Source organism: uncultured Gimesia sp., from assembly GCF_963976445.1.
Classification (GTDB): Bacteria; Planctomycetota; Planctomycetia; order Planctomycetales; family Planctomycetaceae; genus Gimesia.
In genome coordinates, this window is record NZ_CAXBKP010000025.1 from 1 (window position 1) to 16214 (window position 16214).

Annotated in this window: 9 protein-coding genes; 4 read left to right on the forward strand and 5 right to left on the reverse strand. The window is 49.4% G+C overall.

Features of this window, described 5'->3' with window-relative positions:
• Positions 1-154: 154 nt before the first annotated feature.
• The 3 genes from AAC022_RS21500 to AAC022_RS21510 all read right to left on the reverse strand — a co-directional run bounded on the left by AAC022_RS21500 (position 155) and on the right by AAC022_RS21510 (position 6179).
• Complete coding sequence (locus AAC022_RS21500; protein WP_339734302.1) at positions 155-562, reverse strand: hypothetical protein; 408 nt, start codon at positions 560-562, stop codon at positions 155-157.
• Between the two features lie 105 nt (positions 563-667).
• Positions 668-5368, reverse strand: a complete 4701-nt coding sequence (locus AAC022_RS21505) for a protein kinase (protein ID WP_339734304.1) — start codon at positions 5366-5368, stop codon at positions 668-670.
• A gap of 196 nt (positions 5369-5564) precedes the next feature.
• The gene (locus tag AAC022_RS21510) at positions 5565-6179 is read right to left on the reverse strand and encodes a sigma-70 family RNA polymerase sigma factor (RefSeq protein WP_339734306.1); all 615 of its coding nucleotides are present in this window, start codon (positions 6177-6179) and stop codon (positions 5565-5567) included.
• A 905-nt stretch (positions 6180-7084) separates the two neighbouring features.
• Here AAC022_RS21510 and AAC022_RS21515 point away from each other — a divergent pair.
• Positions 7085-7870 (forward strand): polysaccharide deacetylase family protein, encoded by a 786-nt coding sequence (locus AAC022_RS21515; RefSeq protein ID WP_339734308.1) that lies wholly within the window; start codon positions 7085-7087, stop codon positions 7868-7870.
• Between the two features lie 434 nt (positions 7871-8304).
• Here AAC022_RS21515 and AAC022_RS21520 read toward each other — a convergent pair whose 3' ends face one another.
• Positions 8305-9903, reverse strand: a complete 1599-nt coding sequence (locus AAC022_RS21520; RefSeq protein WP_339734310.1) for an arylsulfatase — start codon at positions 9901-9903, stop codon at positions 8305-8307.
• A 240-nt stretch (positions 9904-10143) separates the two neighbouring features.
• On the opposite strand from AAC022_RS21520, the gene AAC022_RS21525 reads away from it, so the two are divergent.
• On the forward strand, positions 10144-11247 hold the full coding sequence (locus AAC022_RS21525) for a twin-arginine translocation signal domain-containing protein (protein ID WP_339734312.1): 1104 nt from the start codon (positions 10144-10146) through the stop codon (positions 11245-11247).
• A gap of 71 nt (positions 11248-11318) precedes the next feature.
• The gene (locus AAC022_RS21530; RefSeq protein ID WP_339734314.1) at positions 11319-13250 is read left to right on the forward strand and encodes an exo-alpha-sialidase; all 1932 of its coding nucleotides are present in this window, start codon (positions 11319-11321) and stop codon (positions 13248-13250) included.
• A gap of 9 nt (positions 13251-13259) precedes the next feature.
• Here the strand turns inward: AAC022_RS21530 and AAC022_RS21535 are convergent, their stop codons facing one another.
• The gene (locus AAC022_RS21535) at positions 13260-14537 is read right to left on the reverse strand and encodes a PQQ-binding-like beta-propeller repeat protein (protein WP_339734315.1); all 1278 of its coding nucleotides are present in this window, start codon (positions 14535-14537) and stop codon (positions 13260-13262) included.
• A 385-nt stretch (positions 14538-14922) separates the two neighbouring features.
• Between AAC022_RS21535 and AAC022_RS21540 the strand changes: the two genes are divergently transcribed.
• Entirely contained in the window at positions 14923-16062 is a 1140-nt protein-coding gene (locus AAC022_RS21540) for a hypothetical protein (RefSeq protein WP_339734317.1), read from the forward strand.
• The last annotated feature ends 152 nt before the right edge of the window (positions 16063-16214 follow it).

Consider the following 16214-nt stretch of genomic DNA (forward strand, 5'->3'; position numbering starts at 1 on the left):
GTCATGCAAGACAGCCTGGCCCCCGGCGTTCGCAATCTGTCAACATGGGATGAAGCGACTGACCACTTCTTCTCTGAAATCACTGAAGACCTCAGCTTGACTCCGTTTTAAGTCTGCTTTTGTAAGGTTTCCAGGCGACTGACAAAGAAATTGTTCAGTTCGCTGTCAACGATTCCAGCATATCAATCTCGAATGCAGACGGAATCGTTACCAGCAATGTGTTCGCATTATAATCGAATCGGATGGTGTTATACGGCATCGAACTCGACTTACTGTTGACCAGAACGACGTTCTTATCCCTCAGGACTAAAAAGTGCTCCTTTAAGCCCTCTTTTCCGATCGTAATAAACATCAACACCCCCTGCTTCAGTTTCACAGTCTGCACTTTCTTAAAAATGGTGCTTTGAGAAACCCGAGGCAAGCTACCTTGATTAAGGCCTAATTGATTTGCATTCGTTATCACTTCCTCTTCTTTCGATTGCGTCTCTCCACTCACAATCAGCAGAGAGAGACAAAACAGAATCACAATGATTGAAGCGATCGTGGTCAGCAGGTCTCGCATGATTCCCGTCTCCTGATTATTGATATCATCACTGAGATGATTATTCCCAAGTACTCGTGTTACTCACTTTTTGTTTACGCAGGCCACCCGCAATCATCTATGGGCTCAGAAAAAACTCATCCCCATTCGAGGCTGACCCGTTTGCTTAAACTTCGGTTCCGTCAGACGCCAGGTCCCTTCGCTTTTTCCTGGCACGATCAATGAATTCAAGATCGGCATCTGCACAAAGTTGAAGATTTCATTGAGGGATTTGAACGGTACGAGTTCAAATTCGGCATTGGCTGTCTTGAGTAAATTCGACTCTGCCACATCCGGTTTTCCAGCAGCCAATGCCAGCAGTAATTGCTGTATCACCTTCGCCTGAGTCGCGGAGAGAGGATGAGTCATACGCACCCCTTCCCTGGGCTCAGGCCAGCGGAATTGAAAACGATCCCCTTTTGACCAGTCGGGATGCTGCTCCGCGAGTTTCTTCAAATCATGTCGGATCGTTTTTGTAATGACTTCGCCAGCTTTCACCGTGACCTGCGAATTAATGTAGTGCGCCGGCTGCCGCTTGATTTCCCACCCCGCAGCATCACTCACAACCTCTATCTCATAGTTGCCGGGAGACATTTCGAAAATCGTTTTACCGGCTAAATGCTTTTTTGCCATCCAGGGTTCAACTGCTGGATCCTGTGAAGCATCAGCCCGTTTAACATCCACCTGCAATCCATCCTCTGTAGAAAGCGTGAGTGCCCCTCTTACTTTCTTCTTTTCTGTTTTCTGTATGCTGACACCAGGACGATTGTCTTCAAACGGATTCGATTTCGGTGCTTGAATGAATTTTGGTTCTGCCAGCCGCCAGGTACCTGGTTCTTTTCCAGGCACAATCAATTTTCCCCAGGCAGGATGCTTCCCATTCTTGAAATATTGTTCCAACGAATCATATATACCAGGATTGAAGCCTGTACTCGCTGTCTTCAGTAAATCCGCTTCCGCCACATCCGGCTTGCCATCTGCAAATGCCAGGAATAATTGTTGAACAACCAAAGCATCCTGAACGGAAAGCGTAAAGACCTGTCGCGTCCCCAGTCTTGAATCAGGCCAGCGAAACTTGAACAGCGCTCTCCATGACCAGTTCGGATGATTCTCGGCTAGTTTTGCATAGTCCCGTGAAATCGTCACGGGAACAATCGCTCCCGGCTTCACCTCGATCTCAGTCATATCATACTGAGGATTTTCGCCCTCTATTTCCCAGCCAGCGAGTTCACTGGTAACGCGGATGAAATACTTGCCGTCAGGAACTTCATGCGTCATCGACTCCTGAATAAACATACGATCTGATGAAAACAATCCATCCATCATCCCCCCGCTACCCATCATGTCCTCGACTACTGTCAATACGCGGCCCCACAAACCAGGCTCTTGCCCACTCAGCACGATTGCACCGCGATTTTGCTCCCGCTCTACTGCCTCTTGTTTTCTATTTTTGGCGTCGTTGACGATCTGCTTGATCACAGGGGCCAAGTGAATCTTCTGTCGTTTCCCAGCGATTTTTTTCACATTTCGTGTAAAACTCAACGCCTTGCCAGACGACTTGTAAGTAACCTCTAAAGCATGCTCACCCGGTGACAGCTTGATTAGAAACGGCTGAGAAACGACATTGATCTCTTCACCAGGTTTAGTTGAAATTCGCGTCACTGGATACTGCTTATCAAAGGTAATCACTACCCAATCGCTTCCAGGCTTGCTCACCACCTGCATCAACATCGACAAAGTAAATAGACCAGCCAACATCGCGGTCACCCAGCCCATGATATTCCAGGGGTTATTCCTCGCTGCTGAAGCTGCTTTCCGCTTAATAAAATATGCGGCTACGAACATCCCGCAGACCACTGCCAGTCTCAAGCCCCAAATCCGGACCCATTGTTGCTCGACCTCATTCAGATGAATCCAGATCTGCACATAGAGCATCGAAATCAACAGTAGAGAGAGAACAAACAGAACTCCCAGGATGATCCGCTTATTGGAACGCCGATTCTCTTGAACAAACGGATCATCGCTGGAAGTGACAGGCAATTGCTGCGTTTTTTCTGCTGCTTGCGCGTCCCGCCGTTTCATGTAACGCGCAATGTATAACAAGATGCCAAGTGGGCCCAAACCTAAACAAGCCAGCAAAAACAATCCATCCAGAATTTTCGCTGACTTTGATTCCGGCTTAACAATATTTTGCGCCCCACATACAAGTACCAAGATTCCCAGCGGGCCGAAGAACAACAGGGAGATCAAGGCAACATCCATGACCTTGGACTTATAATGCAGTCCGCTTGCCATGCCACTGATCCAGATAAAAAACGGCAGCAGCAACATAATGCATCCGGCCCAGATCACGGCCCGATCGACCCAACTCCCCCGAGAGCCACCTGCAGGATCAGATTTCTTCACAGAATAAACGGACGTCTCCTCACGTTCCGGATGTCGCGCTGCATAATCCTTTCTCCAACTGCGTTCCATCAGAAACCCTGCTGTCACGAACAGGCCACCCACCAGAGAAAAGATCAAAATTGGTGCAAAATTCCAATCGCCGCTTGCCAGGAACGCGGGTTGGTAGAATCCCGTCGAAAACATCCAGTAAAACAAAACCATTAACACCCAGATCCCGATGCCGGTCCCCGTCAGAGTACGGGCATCTTTTTGTTTCACTGCCGCAACATAATCAGGCCCCTGCTTTAAGATATGCAGCCACTGCCCCCGCATGGCGAACCCGGCAACAGCCAGAACACCCAACACGGACGCTGCCAGAATCGATCCGTGCATCGAGTTAAATTCGGCTCCAGGTGGTTTGGAACGGATGACCGCCGTCGTGATAAATGACAGCCCTAACGTCATAAACATCGCTAACGTTGACAGGAACCATGTTAAAAAAGGGAGTGGTTTTTTATCTGCTCGATTCCAATAGACGATTGAGGCAATAGAAAGAATAAATATGAGCGTGAATGAGAATTTCACAATTTTACTCATCGTATCATAAGTCATACTGGATTCGGGAGTGCTGGGACTTATTATCTTAAGCCCGATGACGGTGCCCAATACCAAGCCAAGAAATATGGCAATAATGTAACCCGCCGGAGTACTCCCTTTTTCCAATATAACCGAGGTGGCAGACTTCAAAACATCTGTTTGTTTAGCCTGCGATACAACAGACTCTACAGATTGATGCTGCTGGACTTCCATCTGTGGATATCGCTTGCGAAGATCCCTCACGAAATAAATCGTGAAACCAATTGCAAACAGAAAATAGAGCAGTGGTCTCGGAAAATCGGGAATCATCTCCAGATAAAACAGCATCTGCATCAGCCACGTCCCACCTGCTAATGCAGCGGGCATCGAAAGGGCATCGAACATCTGCAGTGACAAAAGAGGCTTCGCCTGACGCCGTTCTGCCTCATAAACAACCAAAGCAATCAAGACCCCCAGAAAGACACTGCTCGCTAAGGTCATCAGAAATGAAAACGAAGCATGCGCTTCCGAAAACATAATCATCCCCGCCAGAAAATAAATGGCGTGTGCGACTGGCATGAAAACCCGCGGATCAGTCTCCACTGCCGGTGCAACTTCTGCAGATGATACTTCTGTGGTGTGAGACGTTGTTTCCTGCCGGGAAGGCCGCGACGGTTTCCCATCCATTTTCGGCACCGCGCCCGGTTGTTGCACAATCGCTAGATGTGCTCCCAACAAATCAGCGACCTCGCTCGCGGTCTGAAAACGATTCTCCGGTCGTTTTTCCAACAGGCAATCGACAATCTCAATCAGCCATACTGGAATTTCTTCGTTGACATCCTGAATCGGGCGTGGTGTATCATCACAAACCCGGCGCACCACAGCGACCAGATTACTCGCTCGAAATGGCGATCGTCCCGTACACATCGCATATAGCACTGCCCCCAGACTGAACAGGTCACTCCGCTGGTCGACGCGGTCCCCTGTCGCCTGTTCGGGAGACATATACTGCGGCGTGCCTGATACTTCGCCAGTCTTCGTGATCGTCACATCATCGACGGCGCGCGCCAAGCCGAAATCGGTGATTTTGACTCGCTCGACACCATTTTCCAGCAGAATATTCGCCGGCTTAATATCCCGGTGAATCAATCCCTGTTTGTGAGCGGCGGCCAATCCCTCGGCAACCTGGTTTCCAATTCGCAAGATTTCAGTCACGCTGAGCGAACCAACGTTATCGAGCTTCTCTTGTAAGGACTGCCCCACCACATATTCCATCACGAGATAAGGTAACTTGTCTTCATCAACTGCATGAATCGTCACGATATGAGGATGACTCACCGCAGCCGCAGCTTGGGCTTCCCGCAGAAACCGCTTCCGTGCATTGGGGTTCACCGCTAATAACGGCGACATCACTTTGATCGCCACGATCCGATTCAACTTGGGATCAAGGGCCCGAAAAACAATTCCCATGCCTCCCTGCCCAATCACTTCCTGAATCTGATACTCTCCCAGAGTTCCCAGTAAATCGGGATTCTCCGCAGGAGTTAGAAAATCGAGTGAATAGGGCGGAACCTCTCCTGAACCGACTGGAGATTTTTCCAGAAAACTGCCGGCATCATCATACGCCATGAGCAGCGCCTCGACGCGTCTGCGTTGCTCTGCATTATCACCACACATTTCATCCAGAAATTTTGTGCGTTCCGCCGGTGTTTTCTTTTCTAGTGCAACCAGAAACAGTCCCTCAATCGACTGGGGATTTACATTCTCACGTGTTGGTCCTGGCTCTTGCTCAGGGTTTTCTGATGAGTCTGATTCAGGGTTAGACATGATTTCATTTTTCTTCAGGATGGGAGATCCCATCAGGAAAAGATTTCAAACCAGGGCAGTCATTGCCCCACGACTACTATTCCATGCGATTTTGACGTGTGGCGCGCCTCAAGGATTCTTTGAAAAATGTATTCTTTCGAAATTCGATTATAGACTGGCACACTTGATTCGCCGTAAGCCCATACTACTAAACAGTTTAATATTTTCCAGATTTGATTTGAGAAAAGAGCCAGGCCCGTGAATAGGCCCAGTGACGCGCGGCGGTTGCACGTGAGATCCCCAGTACCTCGGCGGCTTCCTGCTCACTCAACCCGGCGAAGTAGCGTAGCTTAACTAGTTCCGCCTTCTCTGGACTTTCCTGCGCAAATTTGGTGAGTGCGGCATCCAACTCCAGTAAATCATCCGATTGATCTAAAGCCGGTGCGGAGATTTCCGGAAGATCAACTCGATCGTGTTCGCCACCATGTTTCAATCGTTTTTTGCGACGCGCATTCTCGATCAGAATCCGCCGCATCGATTCCGCAGCCGCGGCAAAGAAGTGTCCTCGGTGATCCCACTGCTGCTCCTCGCCTTCATTGCCCACAAGTCGCAGATAAGCTTCATGCACCAGTGCTGTCGCCGTCAACGTTTGGCCGGGTGCTTCGTGTAACAGTTTATTCCCCGCGAGCTTCCGTAGTTCCACATACACGATCGGCAGTAATTGATCGGTGGCAGCGACATCGCCTGCTTCCAGAGCCTGTAATATTCGTGTCACTTCCTGCATGTTGATCTTCTCGTTGTCTCGATCACTGCTGTTTTTAGAGTAATTCATACGGTTTCTGTATCACGCTTCAGTGTAACCAGATACCCGACCAATGCAAATCTCATTCTTCACTAACAATCCGAGCCAAACTTAAAAAGCGACATCTCAAAACAATCGAAGATCAAAATAATACATGGCAGCCATCTAGCAGTCCTGACTCGTTTCACCCCTATATTTACAGACTGAAATCAGCTCTTGACCTCGCCGTGGCGCGAAATAAGATGTGTTGTTCGCATCGCGCGCGTGAGCGATCAGTAGAACATCCCAAACTGATTCCAAATGAGTACTATATAACCCGCTGGTTTCATAACGATTTTCAAATAAACTGCTCACTCCTCTCCCATTTATCAAAGCGCTTCGAATGATCTTCATAAGCCATCCCAGGTTAATGAAGCGGTATCGTGAGGGGTTCATTAGGCATTCACGCTTCAATAATTGATTCATTTTCGTTACTCCGTGTTACAGCTAAAAAGGGCAAACCAAACTATACGCCGGCATCTCTTTATCGATCAGCAATCCGGACAGTCATCCCTGTCGGTCCGCCGAATGAAAGACCCGGAAGACAAAACAGGGGCCATCTTACCGGAAAGACTCGAACGCCCAGAGATGAAAACGACGAAGCAATACTTACTTCTAAGCACCATAAAGATTATCGATAGACCAGCGATCACAAATGATTCACGAGAATGAAATTGATTCTAAAACAACAGGCAGAAACGATAAAATATGAGCCACCGTGTGCCACTGTCGGCTGGCCCGACAGTGCGCGCGAGGAAACTGCTCCTTACAAATTCAATGAAACATCTTCATCCATTAACTAACTAAAATTGATTCATTTATGATTCAATTGAGCCCCAGTAAAACGGTATAATCTGGATACTCTCAATTCACCTTACAACGAAAAGTAACTGCTTATGCGCCTCACACTGCTGCTCCTTTGTTTTTCTCTGTTTTTGAGCATCGCGTCAGCTGCTGAGAAATCAGCTGCTCAAAAAGCACTGCCATCATCAGGAGTCGTCTTCACATTCGATGATCGTAACATGGATCAATGGGTCAAACAGATCCCCCTCTTTCGCAAGCACAATGCAAAAGTGACCTTCTTTGTCGATCACTTTCACACACTCAAGCCTCAGCAAATCGCTCGACTTAAAAAACTGCAGGACGCCGGACATACAATTGGCTGTCATGGCGTGAAACATCGTAAAGCGGTCGACTACGTTCGCGAGCATGGCATCGAGCGTTACATGGAGGATGAAATCAACCCCGCAGTCCAACGTATGACCATCGCCGGTCTCAAACCGACAGCTTTCGCCTACCCCAGCAGTTCCCGAACCCCGGAAATCGATCAGCGGTTACTCAAAACGTTCCGCCATCTTCGCGGCGGCACCGGTTTACCCCCGACCCAACGCATGCGTGATCTCAAACCCATTTTTGTCCCCGTTGATCAGATCAAGGCCACCGGTTGTCTAATCGGTACCGGCATCGATTACGCGGGCACCCAAAAGCGTCCGCACTATCTGACCGAGATCAAAGACGCCATGGATCATGCGAAACAACAGAGTGAAATCGTCATCTTCTACGCCCACAACATCAGCGACAAAGGCCCCGGACATCATCTGCCACCCAAGGCACTCGAAGAAATCCTGGCACACGCCCAACAGATCGACCTGCCCACCTTAACCTACGATGATTTGCCATAGTCACCTGCGTGCTTTTCCCATCACCAAGGTCTATCACCACCCACATAAAAACAAATAAATATACAACATTGTGTGCCACTGTCGGCTGGCCCGACAGTGCGCGAGAGAGAACCATTCCTTACCAAGAATAACGACAGGAAAAGTAAAGTCACTGCCCCAACTATTCCGACTTGTGTTACCACAGGAGCAGCCCCATGTGTCCGTCGGCAACCAAGATTTCGAAAATAAAGAAATAGACGCACAGTTTCTAGACAAAGCTCAAAACGGTTCACAACAGTTGCACCAGCACTGTCGGACAAGCCGATCAGGGGCACACAGGATCGTTGTTCTGGTTCATAATTTTGCATAGATTGAAACGTCAACAGTACGCGTGAGCGAAGCGCTCCTTACCCATCTCTTGAAAGAACAGGGTCGATACAGAAAACTTCAGAAAGCTATTTCTTCCCTTTCATCTTCGTCTTCAGCTCCACCTTGTCAGCCCAGACAAACCAGTCCTGCGCCATCAGCTTCACACGGTCCGGATGTTGAGCCGCCAAATTGTTCGTCTCACACCGATCGGCACTGATGTCATACAGTTCCCATTCCTTGACCTGCGTATCCCAGACAAGTTTCCACGGCCCCTGTCGCAGAGCACGATTTCCCGACCAAAACCAAGCCAGTGAATCGTGCAGCGTTTTTTCTTCGCCTTTTAACAGTGCCAGCATACTGGTCCCTTCCACGGGAAGAATTTCATGTCCCTGATAAGTCTTCGGATAGTCAGTCCCCGCCATTTCCAGAAAGGTCGGCATCAAATCGATAATATGCGCCGGATTCCTATTAATCGTGTCCGCGGGAACATGACCCGGCCACCAGGCGATGCAGGGTGTGGAGATGCCCCCTTCATGCACCCACGACTTATAACGGCGGAACGGCGAATTCTGTGCCCAGCCCCAAGAGGGCCCCACGGCGACATAATCGTCTTTCGGCCCCGGTTTGCGGACGTTCGCATCACGGCCACCAGGCTCTTCACTGCAGCCACCATTATCAGAGAGAAACAGCACTAGCGTATTATCCAGCTGTCCGGTTTCTTTTAGTGTCGTCATGATCCGGCCGATGTTTTGATCCATGCTGTCAATCATCGCTGCATACACGGCCATTCGTAGATCTTCGAATTCATGAATCGCCGTTTCCCAATCGTAGGTTCGACTGTCCCCTTCCGAGAGCGACCAGTTTTTCCCCGCCAGCCCCATTTCCTGCAGACGTTTCCAGCGGTCTTTCCGCATCTGATCCCAGCCCATTTTGAACTTGCCCACATATTTGGCGATGTCTTCCGGCTTTGCATGCAGCGGATAATGGGGCGCCGTATAACACAGATGAATGAAGAACGGCTTCTCTGCCTTACTGGAACGCTGAATCATGCCCAGCGTGTGATCGGTAAACGCATCGGTCGTATAATAACCGTCTTTGAATTCGGTGACCGCTTTGTCATCATGACCGAAGCTGCGAATGCCTGCCTTCTTATATGGCGGATCGGAAATCGTCGGATCGAAGAAATTACAGCAACCGTCTAACACGCCGTAATACGAATCAAAACCGCGAAAGAAGGGATGCGTTGTTTTATCATAACGATCAATCCAGCCGCCCGGCGTTTTGCTCTTGGCATAACCTTTAGTGCGCATCAGATGCCATTTGCCACTGAGCCCCGTCTGATAGCCGGCGACTTTCATCGCTTCTCCCAGCGTGACCATATTCTGCCGCAGGTGTCCCCCTTTTCCGAAACGGGGATAGAGACCTGTCAGAATCGAAGCGCGCGTGGTCGTGCACTTCGCGTTGTTGTAGAACTGTGTAAACCGCATCCCCTCACGGGCCAGTCGATTCAGGTTCGGCGTCTCAACTTCACCGCCATAACAACCAATATCTGAGAACCCCATATCATCGCACATGATCAAAATGATGTTCGGCTTGTCGGCTGCCTGTAGAAAAGAGACAGACAAAAAGAGAATACAGAGCGTAGAGAACAGGACAATCAATCGACGAGAGCGCGAATTCGGCATGGCGTTGCTTTAGTTGAGGGAGTTAGTGCGGAATGCAGTGAAAACGATGCTCTCATTGTAAGCTGTCGGCAGACAGGACTCAACAATTGATCTTTCCTACAGAGCCGGTTCCCAAGAATTCCGGGAAGATTCAAGTTCCGAATTGATCTGGCTTTCAGCACCGGTTACAGTTTAAGGAATACATATTAAATCCAGAATCCAATTAAATTGTCTCTTTATCGCCGCTCCGGGAGATCTTACATGAGTCATTCGAAACAGACACATACACGTCGCGACTTTTTGAAAACAACCGCAGCGGGAACGACAGCAGCCCTGTTCGGTGCTCCCGCGATTCACGCTGGCACGAAAACCGATTCACGGATCGTACTCGGTTCAGGCGACTATCAATACGAAGTCCAGCACGACTGCGTCAAGCTGCCGTCCAAATTCACCTGGCAGACGACACATAATGTCGCCGTGGATAAAGACGGATTTCTGTATGTGATCCACGAAGGCCGCGCCAATCAAACCGATCATCCTTCGATTTTCGTCTTCGATCCGAACGGAAAGTACGTCCGCTCATTCGGCAAACAGTTTCAGGGGGGCGGCCATGGCCTGGAAGTCCGGCAGGAAGGCAATGAACAGTTTATCTACGTTACCGCGTATCAACACCTGAAAACATTCGCCAAGCTCGACTTGAAAGGCAAAACCGTCTGGCAGAAATATGCACCGATGGAATCCAAAGTGTACGCCGAAGGTGAAGCCGCACATCCGAAAAAAGTCTGGGGCCGTGATCGATTCCTTCCGACCAACTTTGCGTTTCACAATGATGGCGGGTTTTATTTGGCCGATGGTTACGGTGCGTACCAAATCCACCGTTACGACAAAGATGGTAAATGGCTCTTCGCCTTCGGGGGAAAAGGGAAAGAAGATGGCAAGTTCAACCTGCCACACGGGCTGTGGATTGATAACCGTCCGGGCCGCGAACCTTCGGTTGTTGTCGCTGACCGGGCTAATGCACGACTGCAGTGGTTCACGCTTGACGGCAAACATCTGGAAACGATGACCGGTTTTATTCTGCCTGCGAATCTGGATACACACAAAGAAATCCTGCTCGTCCCCGATCTGGCCTCGCGGATTACGCTCTTGGGGCCGGACAATAAAGTTCTCGCCCATCTGGGTCAGGATCCAGAATGGGAAAAAGCGATGAAATCCGCTAAGCCCCGCATGCGGGAAACGCCAGACAAATGGCAGGCCGGCCGTTTCGTGCACCCGCATGACGCCTGTTTTGATCAAGATGGCAATATCTTCGTCGCCGAATGGGTCGCCACAGGACGCATCACAAAACTGAAACGACTAGGCTAACAAGCCGCACTGACAGTACAATCTCACCATGAAAGCGCAAGTTTACGTTCCCCTTCGGAAGAAGTAACATCATGAAACGACCAGCCATACTCACCTTAATGGGCCTGATTTTATTTTCATTCTCGTTACCGGCTTTACCGGCAGCAAACGAACCCCAGCCTGCGAAAATCACATTAAGCCCCGAAACAGAGGCTCGCTGCCTGGAAGTCTTGCGAGAAGCAATTCGCAGCGATGAATTCTGGCCGTCCATGCACGCAGCGGAAGCACTCACCCTCGCCGGTAAAGGTGCCGAAGTGCGTGCAATCATTGAACCAAAACTGAAAACCGAAAAGGACGACCAGCACCGCTGTGGTCTGGCACGGGAACTGGTTCGTGCCGGCGACCGCTCCAAAGCGGTGATTTTGTTCCAGATCCTGGCAGGCAAAGATCCGCACGGTCACATCCATGCCTGTGAATCGTTGTACAAAGTCAATGAACTGGGAGACGGTATCCTGATCCGCGAGGCACTGAAGTCAGACAACCCCAAAAAATCCATGATGGCAGCCGCCCTGCTCTGTCGCTGGGGAAATCCAGAGGCGTTTCAAGTTGTTCGGAAGTATCTGAATGATCCCGATGTGAGTATCGCCAGTATCGCGGCCTGGATCATTGCCCGCGTGGGTGACAAACAAGATATCCCGGCTCTCAAAGCAAATCTGAAACGGACCGACGATCCGTTTACGCGTGCTTATTTCGAAACCGCACTCGCCATGCACGGCGATCCGGAAGGCTTACAGGCCGTCCAACGGAATCTCTCCAGCGATAACGCGGCCGTCAAAACCTATTCCGCAATTTTTGCCGGCGAATCAGGCGCCAGTAATCTGAAAGAGAAACTCAAAAAACAGCTCAACGATACTAATCGGGACGCACGAATCCGGGCGGCTCAGGCATTGATTGTACTCGCAAAGAAAGATCAGTATCCCAAAGGGGAAATCGTCGTGAACGACGTCTACGAAGCCTCAAAAGAATATCCCCGCTACAGTGAAGGCTCGATCCTGCCTTTAAATGACGGCACTCTCCTCTACGCGACCACACAGTTCATCGGCAGCGGCTCCGACTTTGCCACTGCCCGTATCATTGCCAAAAAATCACCAGACGGCGGGAGAACCTGGAGCAAGCCCCACGTGTTACAGGAAAACACAGGTAAGAAAAACGTGATGTCCGCCACTCTGCGTTATCTGGCTGGCCCCATGCAAGAAAAACGCCCCATCGGTTTATTCTACCTCAAGAAAAACACACTCTCCGATCTGAAAGCGTTTTTGAAAGTTTCACACGACAACGGAAAAACCTTTGGACCGCCGATTGAAATCACCACCCCACCCGGCTACCACGTGATGAACAACGATCGAATCACCATTCTGTCATCAGGCCGCTGGCTGGCACCCGTCGCTTCGACGCCCGATGTGCACAAGTCGAATCATTTTGTTTGTACCTGTTTCATTTCCGATGATCAGGGAAAAACATGGCGACAGTCGAAAGGCAGCGTCGATTACGCAAAACGCGGCGCCATGGAACCAGAGGTTTTTGAACTGAAAGACGGCAAAGTGCTGATGATCTTCCGCACCCAATCCGGCCACATCGGCTCCAGTATCTCAAGCGATAAAGGCGAACACTGGAGTAAACCCGGTTCCTGGGGCGTGCGGGCTCCCGAAGCCCCTGCCACACTCCGCCGCATTCCTTCAACTGGCGATTTGATGCTGATCTGGAACGACAACTTTGAACCTGGCGCCGGACATAGCGGCAAACGTACGCCACTCACAGTTGCCATTAGTAATGATGAAGGCCAAACCTGGAAACTGAAAAAGAACCTGGAAACCGATCCAGACCAGACCTATTCCTATATCAGTCTGACCTTCCATCAGGGGCGGGCCATTATGAGCTATTATGTCGGCGATCCCGATCGAAAGATCTCATCACGCTTCCGATCCATTCCCCTGATCTGGTTCTACCAGCCTGAGTCCGATTAAGGCCAGCAGTTACTTCCCGATGCAATACAGCATTTCCTGACGTTTACCATCAACTTCTTCAGAGACCCGCATAAAGATCCGACTGTCACAAAACGTCGGCGTCGCAAAGACTTCCGAACCCAGTTTGTTTTCTGCCAACAATTCGAATTTCTTTGGATTCGCTTTGTAAATGTAAGTCTCACCACCCTCGTTGGTCACATAAATCCGATCACCCACTAGTACGGGAGAAGAGCTGAAGGTGCCGCCCAAGCGTCCCTTCCAGATTTGCTTGCCGGTATTCACGTCCCAGCAGATGGCCACGCCATTGTCGGTCACCGAAAAGAGATGGTCCCCTTTGATCAACATCGAAGGCACATACATGCGGTTATTATTTTCCCAGAGCACTTCACCCGAACCATCGGCTTTAACAGCTGCCATATGATTTTTAGGATAGCCGCCACTCGTCAGAATCAGTTCGCCGTTTGAAACCGTGGACGTCACACACTCGGTTGTCGCACCTTCAATTTCCCAGAGTTTTTTCCCGGTCAGCGGCTCAATACTCGTTACCAGATCGCAGCCCGTCATCAACACCTGCTCTTTACCTGCGATATCCAGAATAATCGGCGAGGGATAATTGGGCCTTTTCGGACGCGCAATTTTCCAGACGACCGAACCATCGGATCGCTTCAGACCAGCAACCGCACCACCCCCTTTATTATCAGCCGACACAATCACTAGCGAATCAAAAATCGCCGGCGAAGATCCGTACCCCTGATGAATAATATAATCGGTGATTTTCGTCTGCCACAGTTGCTTGCCTTTCAGCGACAACGCCGTCGTATAGGCGGCGCCATCGTTGATGAAATTAATAAACAATCGCTCGCCGTCACAGGCCACGGTTGATGAAGCATGCGTCGATTTTTTATTCCCCTTCTTACTGAAGCCCCCTTTGTGAATGATCGTTTTCCAGAGTTGTTTTCCTGTCGTTCGATCATAACACAGAACAAACTGTGTTTCCGTTTTAGTATCCGCAGAAGCAAGATAGATCTGATCGCCAACCACCGTCGGTGAACTATATCCCCGACCTGAAATCGGCGTTTTCCAGACAATATTTTCTGTCTCAGTCCACTTTAGCGGTGGATTCTGATTCGGATTTGCAATCCCATTTCGCTGCGGCCCGCGCCACCAGGGCCAATCGGTCGATTTCACATTGATTGCTGACGCAGAAGCCGCCTGCTTTTCCCCCGCGCTGAGTAAAGCCGGCTGGCAGAGTATCAATAATAGACAAACGACGAGAAACCGATTCATGGGTGTGCTTTCTATAGGAAGGATCGCGTGGAGGAAACGGGGGTATTAAAAAGAATCAACCTCATAGATCTCCTTTTATTGTAAGCGCTCCGGTATCAACCGCAAGCGCAGTCAGTCTTTCCCCCTCAGAAAACCGAGACCGATTGAGAGGCAACGCATCGGAATGACATCTTTAAAAATACGCTCCATACTCGCGGGATCCAATTCTTTTCAGAGCGATTAAAAATTGGATTCTATCTCCAATTTATACTTGATCCGCTGATTTTGATTGATACCTTAGATACAACTCCACAGCATATCGTATTTCATTTTTGACGCTCGTTTTTTTAGTAATCCATCTAAGTTACTCACGGTGATGCCTCTCACTTGGTAGATTGGAAACCCAATGTTAACGATTCTCTACACCGCCTTGGGGGTAATTTTTGGCTTCGTCATTCTCATTCTGGCGATCTGGTTCTGGCTGAAGTATAAATTTCGAAAGTTCACATCCAAATTTGCAGCCGAATTCGCTGACGCAATGGCGAATGCAAGAGGCTTCGCTCCCCCCCTGCGTATTGATCTCGAACCAATGGACGAACCCGAGTGGACGGACACCGAAAAGATTGAATTGATCACGACCGCTCTGAAAAAGACAGGCTTCGAACCGGATGGCCTCTATGAATCGTTTGCCCCGGTCCATCTCAAAATATTGGGATTCAAAAACAGGAATCTACCCGGCTACGCGGCGATCTACGAAATAGATCAGATCGGCGCCATTCACCTGGAACTGGTTTGTGAATTATCCGATGGAACTCATATCACAGTCACTACAATATCAGACGATGGAATGGATCATCCGGAATACTCAAGAATCATTCGCATGGATCATCTGGACCTTTCCGAACCAGAACAGGTTCAGGAACTGTATCAATGCATGCAGGACGAAATAAATGAAAAAACGATAGTCGATCAGACGGACAAAGGATTTGAAGAAGTCTTCAAAAAAACTTGGGCACGTTCTATGGACTGGCGCGTGGAACGCGGAGGTATCACCACCAAAGAAGTCCTCCGAGTTGCTGAAATAAATGGTCAACCAGAACCTTCTGAAAAAGAAATCGAACTGGCTAAACATCCCTGGAAGCAACAGATCGACTATTTTATCACAGATCAAATCCGTAAGAGCTACCTCAAAAACACCAACATGTCAGGCGATGAATGGGAGGAAACAGTCGATCGCTTGGTGATTATTCACGAGAAATCGGACCTAACGCGTTTGATCTCAGAACTGGCAGACCTCATCACATATGACGATGACCTGGATGATGATGACGATGAGCAAGGCGAAGATGCCTATTTAAAAATGGAGCATCAGCTGAAAGCAGCCTTTGATTCTGAAACGTCTGTCATCGACGGTTTCCGAAAAGCGATTGAATTACTACCGCCCAAAAAAGAATATACCCTGCACGGCTCAACAGATTCGCCTTGGAGAAGCGAAGTCTATCTCTCTCCCAATTTCTATGATGAAGATGACGACGACGATTTCTAATACGAACTCTAATTATCGCTACCCCCGGGCTCTGCCTGGGAACCCCACAAGCTGAAAGAACCTCACCGAACCATCAACAACCCTTGATGTATCATTCACATCATTGGTACGATGAAGCAGAAATCGCGAGCACACAAAATCCGAGCCATTAT

What these genes read in the sequence shown, in the direction of transcription:
- AAC022_RS21530 (WP_339734314.1), top strand. Translation starts at nt 11,319, where the DNA reads ATGAAACGACCAGCCATACTCACCTTAATGGGCCTGATTTTATTTTCA.
- AAC022_RS21535 (WP_339734315.1), bottom strand. Translation starts at nt 14,537, where the DNA reads ATGAATCGGTTTCTCGTCGTTTGTCTATTATTGATACTCTGCCAGCCG.
- AAC022_RS21510 (WP_339734306.1), bottom strand. Translation starts at nt 6,179, where the DNA reads ATGAATTACTCTAAAAACAGCAGTGATCGAGACAACGAGAAGATCAAC.
- AAC022_RS21515 (WP_339734308.1), top strand. Translation starts at nt 7,085, where the DNA reads ATGCGCCTCACACTGCTGCTCCTTTGTTTTTCTCTGTTTTTGAGCATC.
- AAC022_RS21520 (WP_339734310.1), bottom strand. Translation starts at nt 9,903, where the DNA reads ATGCCGAATTCGCGCTCTCGTCGATTGATTGTCCTGTTCTCTACGCTC.
- AAC022_RS21525 (WP_339734312.1), top strand. Translation starts at nt 10,144, where the DNA reads ATGAGTCATTCGAAACAGACACATACACGTCGCGACTTTTTGAAAACA.
- AAC022_RS21540 (WP_339734317.1), top strand. Translation starts at nt 14,923, where the DNA reads ATGTTAACGATTCTCTACACCGCCTTGGGGGTAATTTTTGGCTTCGTC.
- AAC022_RS21500 (WP_339734302.1), bottom strand. Translation starts at nt 562, where the DNA reads ATGCGAGACCTGCTGACCACGATCGCTTCAATCATTGTGATTCTGTTT.
- AAC022_RS21505 (WP_339734304.1), bottom strand. Translation starts at nt 5,368, where the DNA reads ATGTCTAACCCTGAATCAGACTCATCAGAAAACCCTGAGCAAGAGCCA.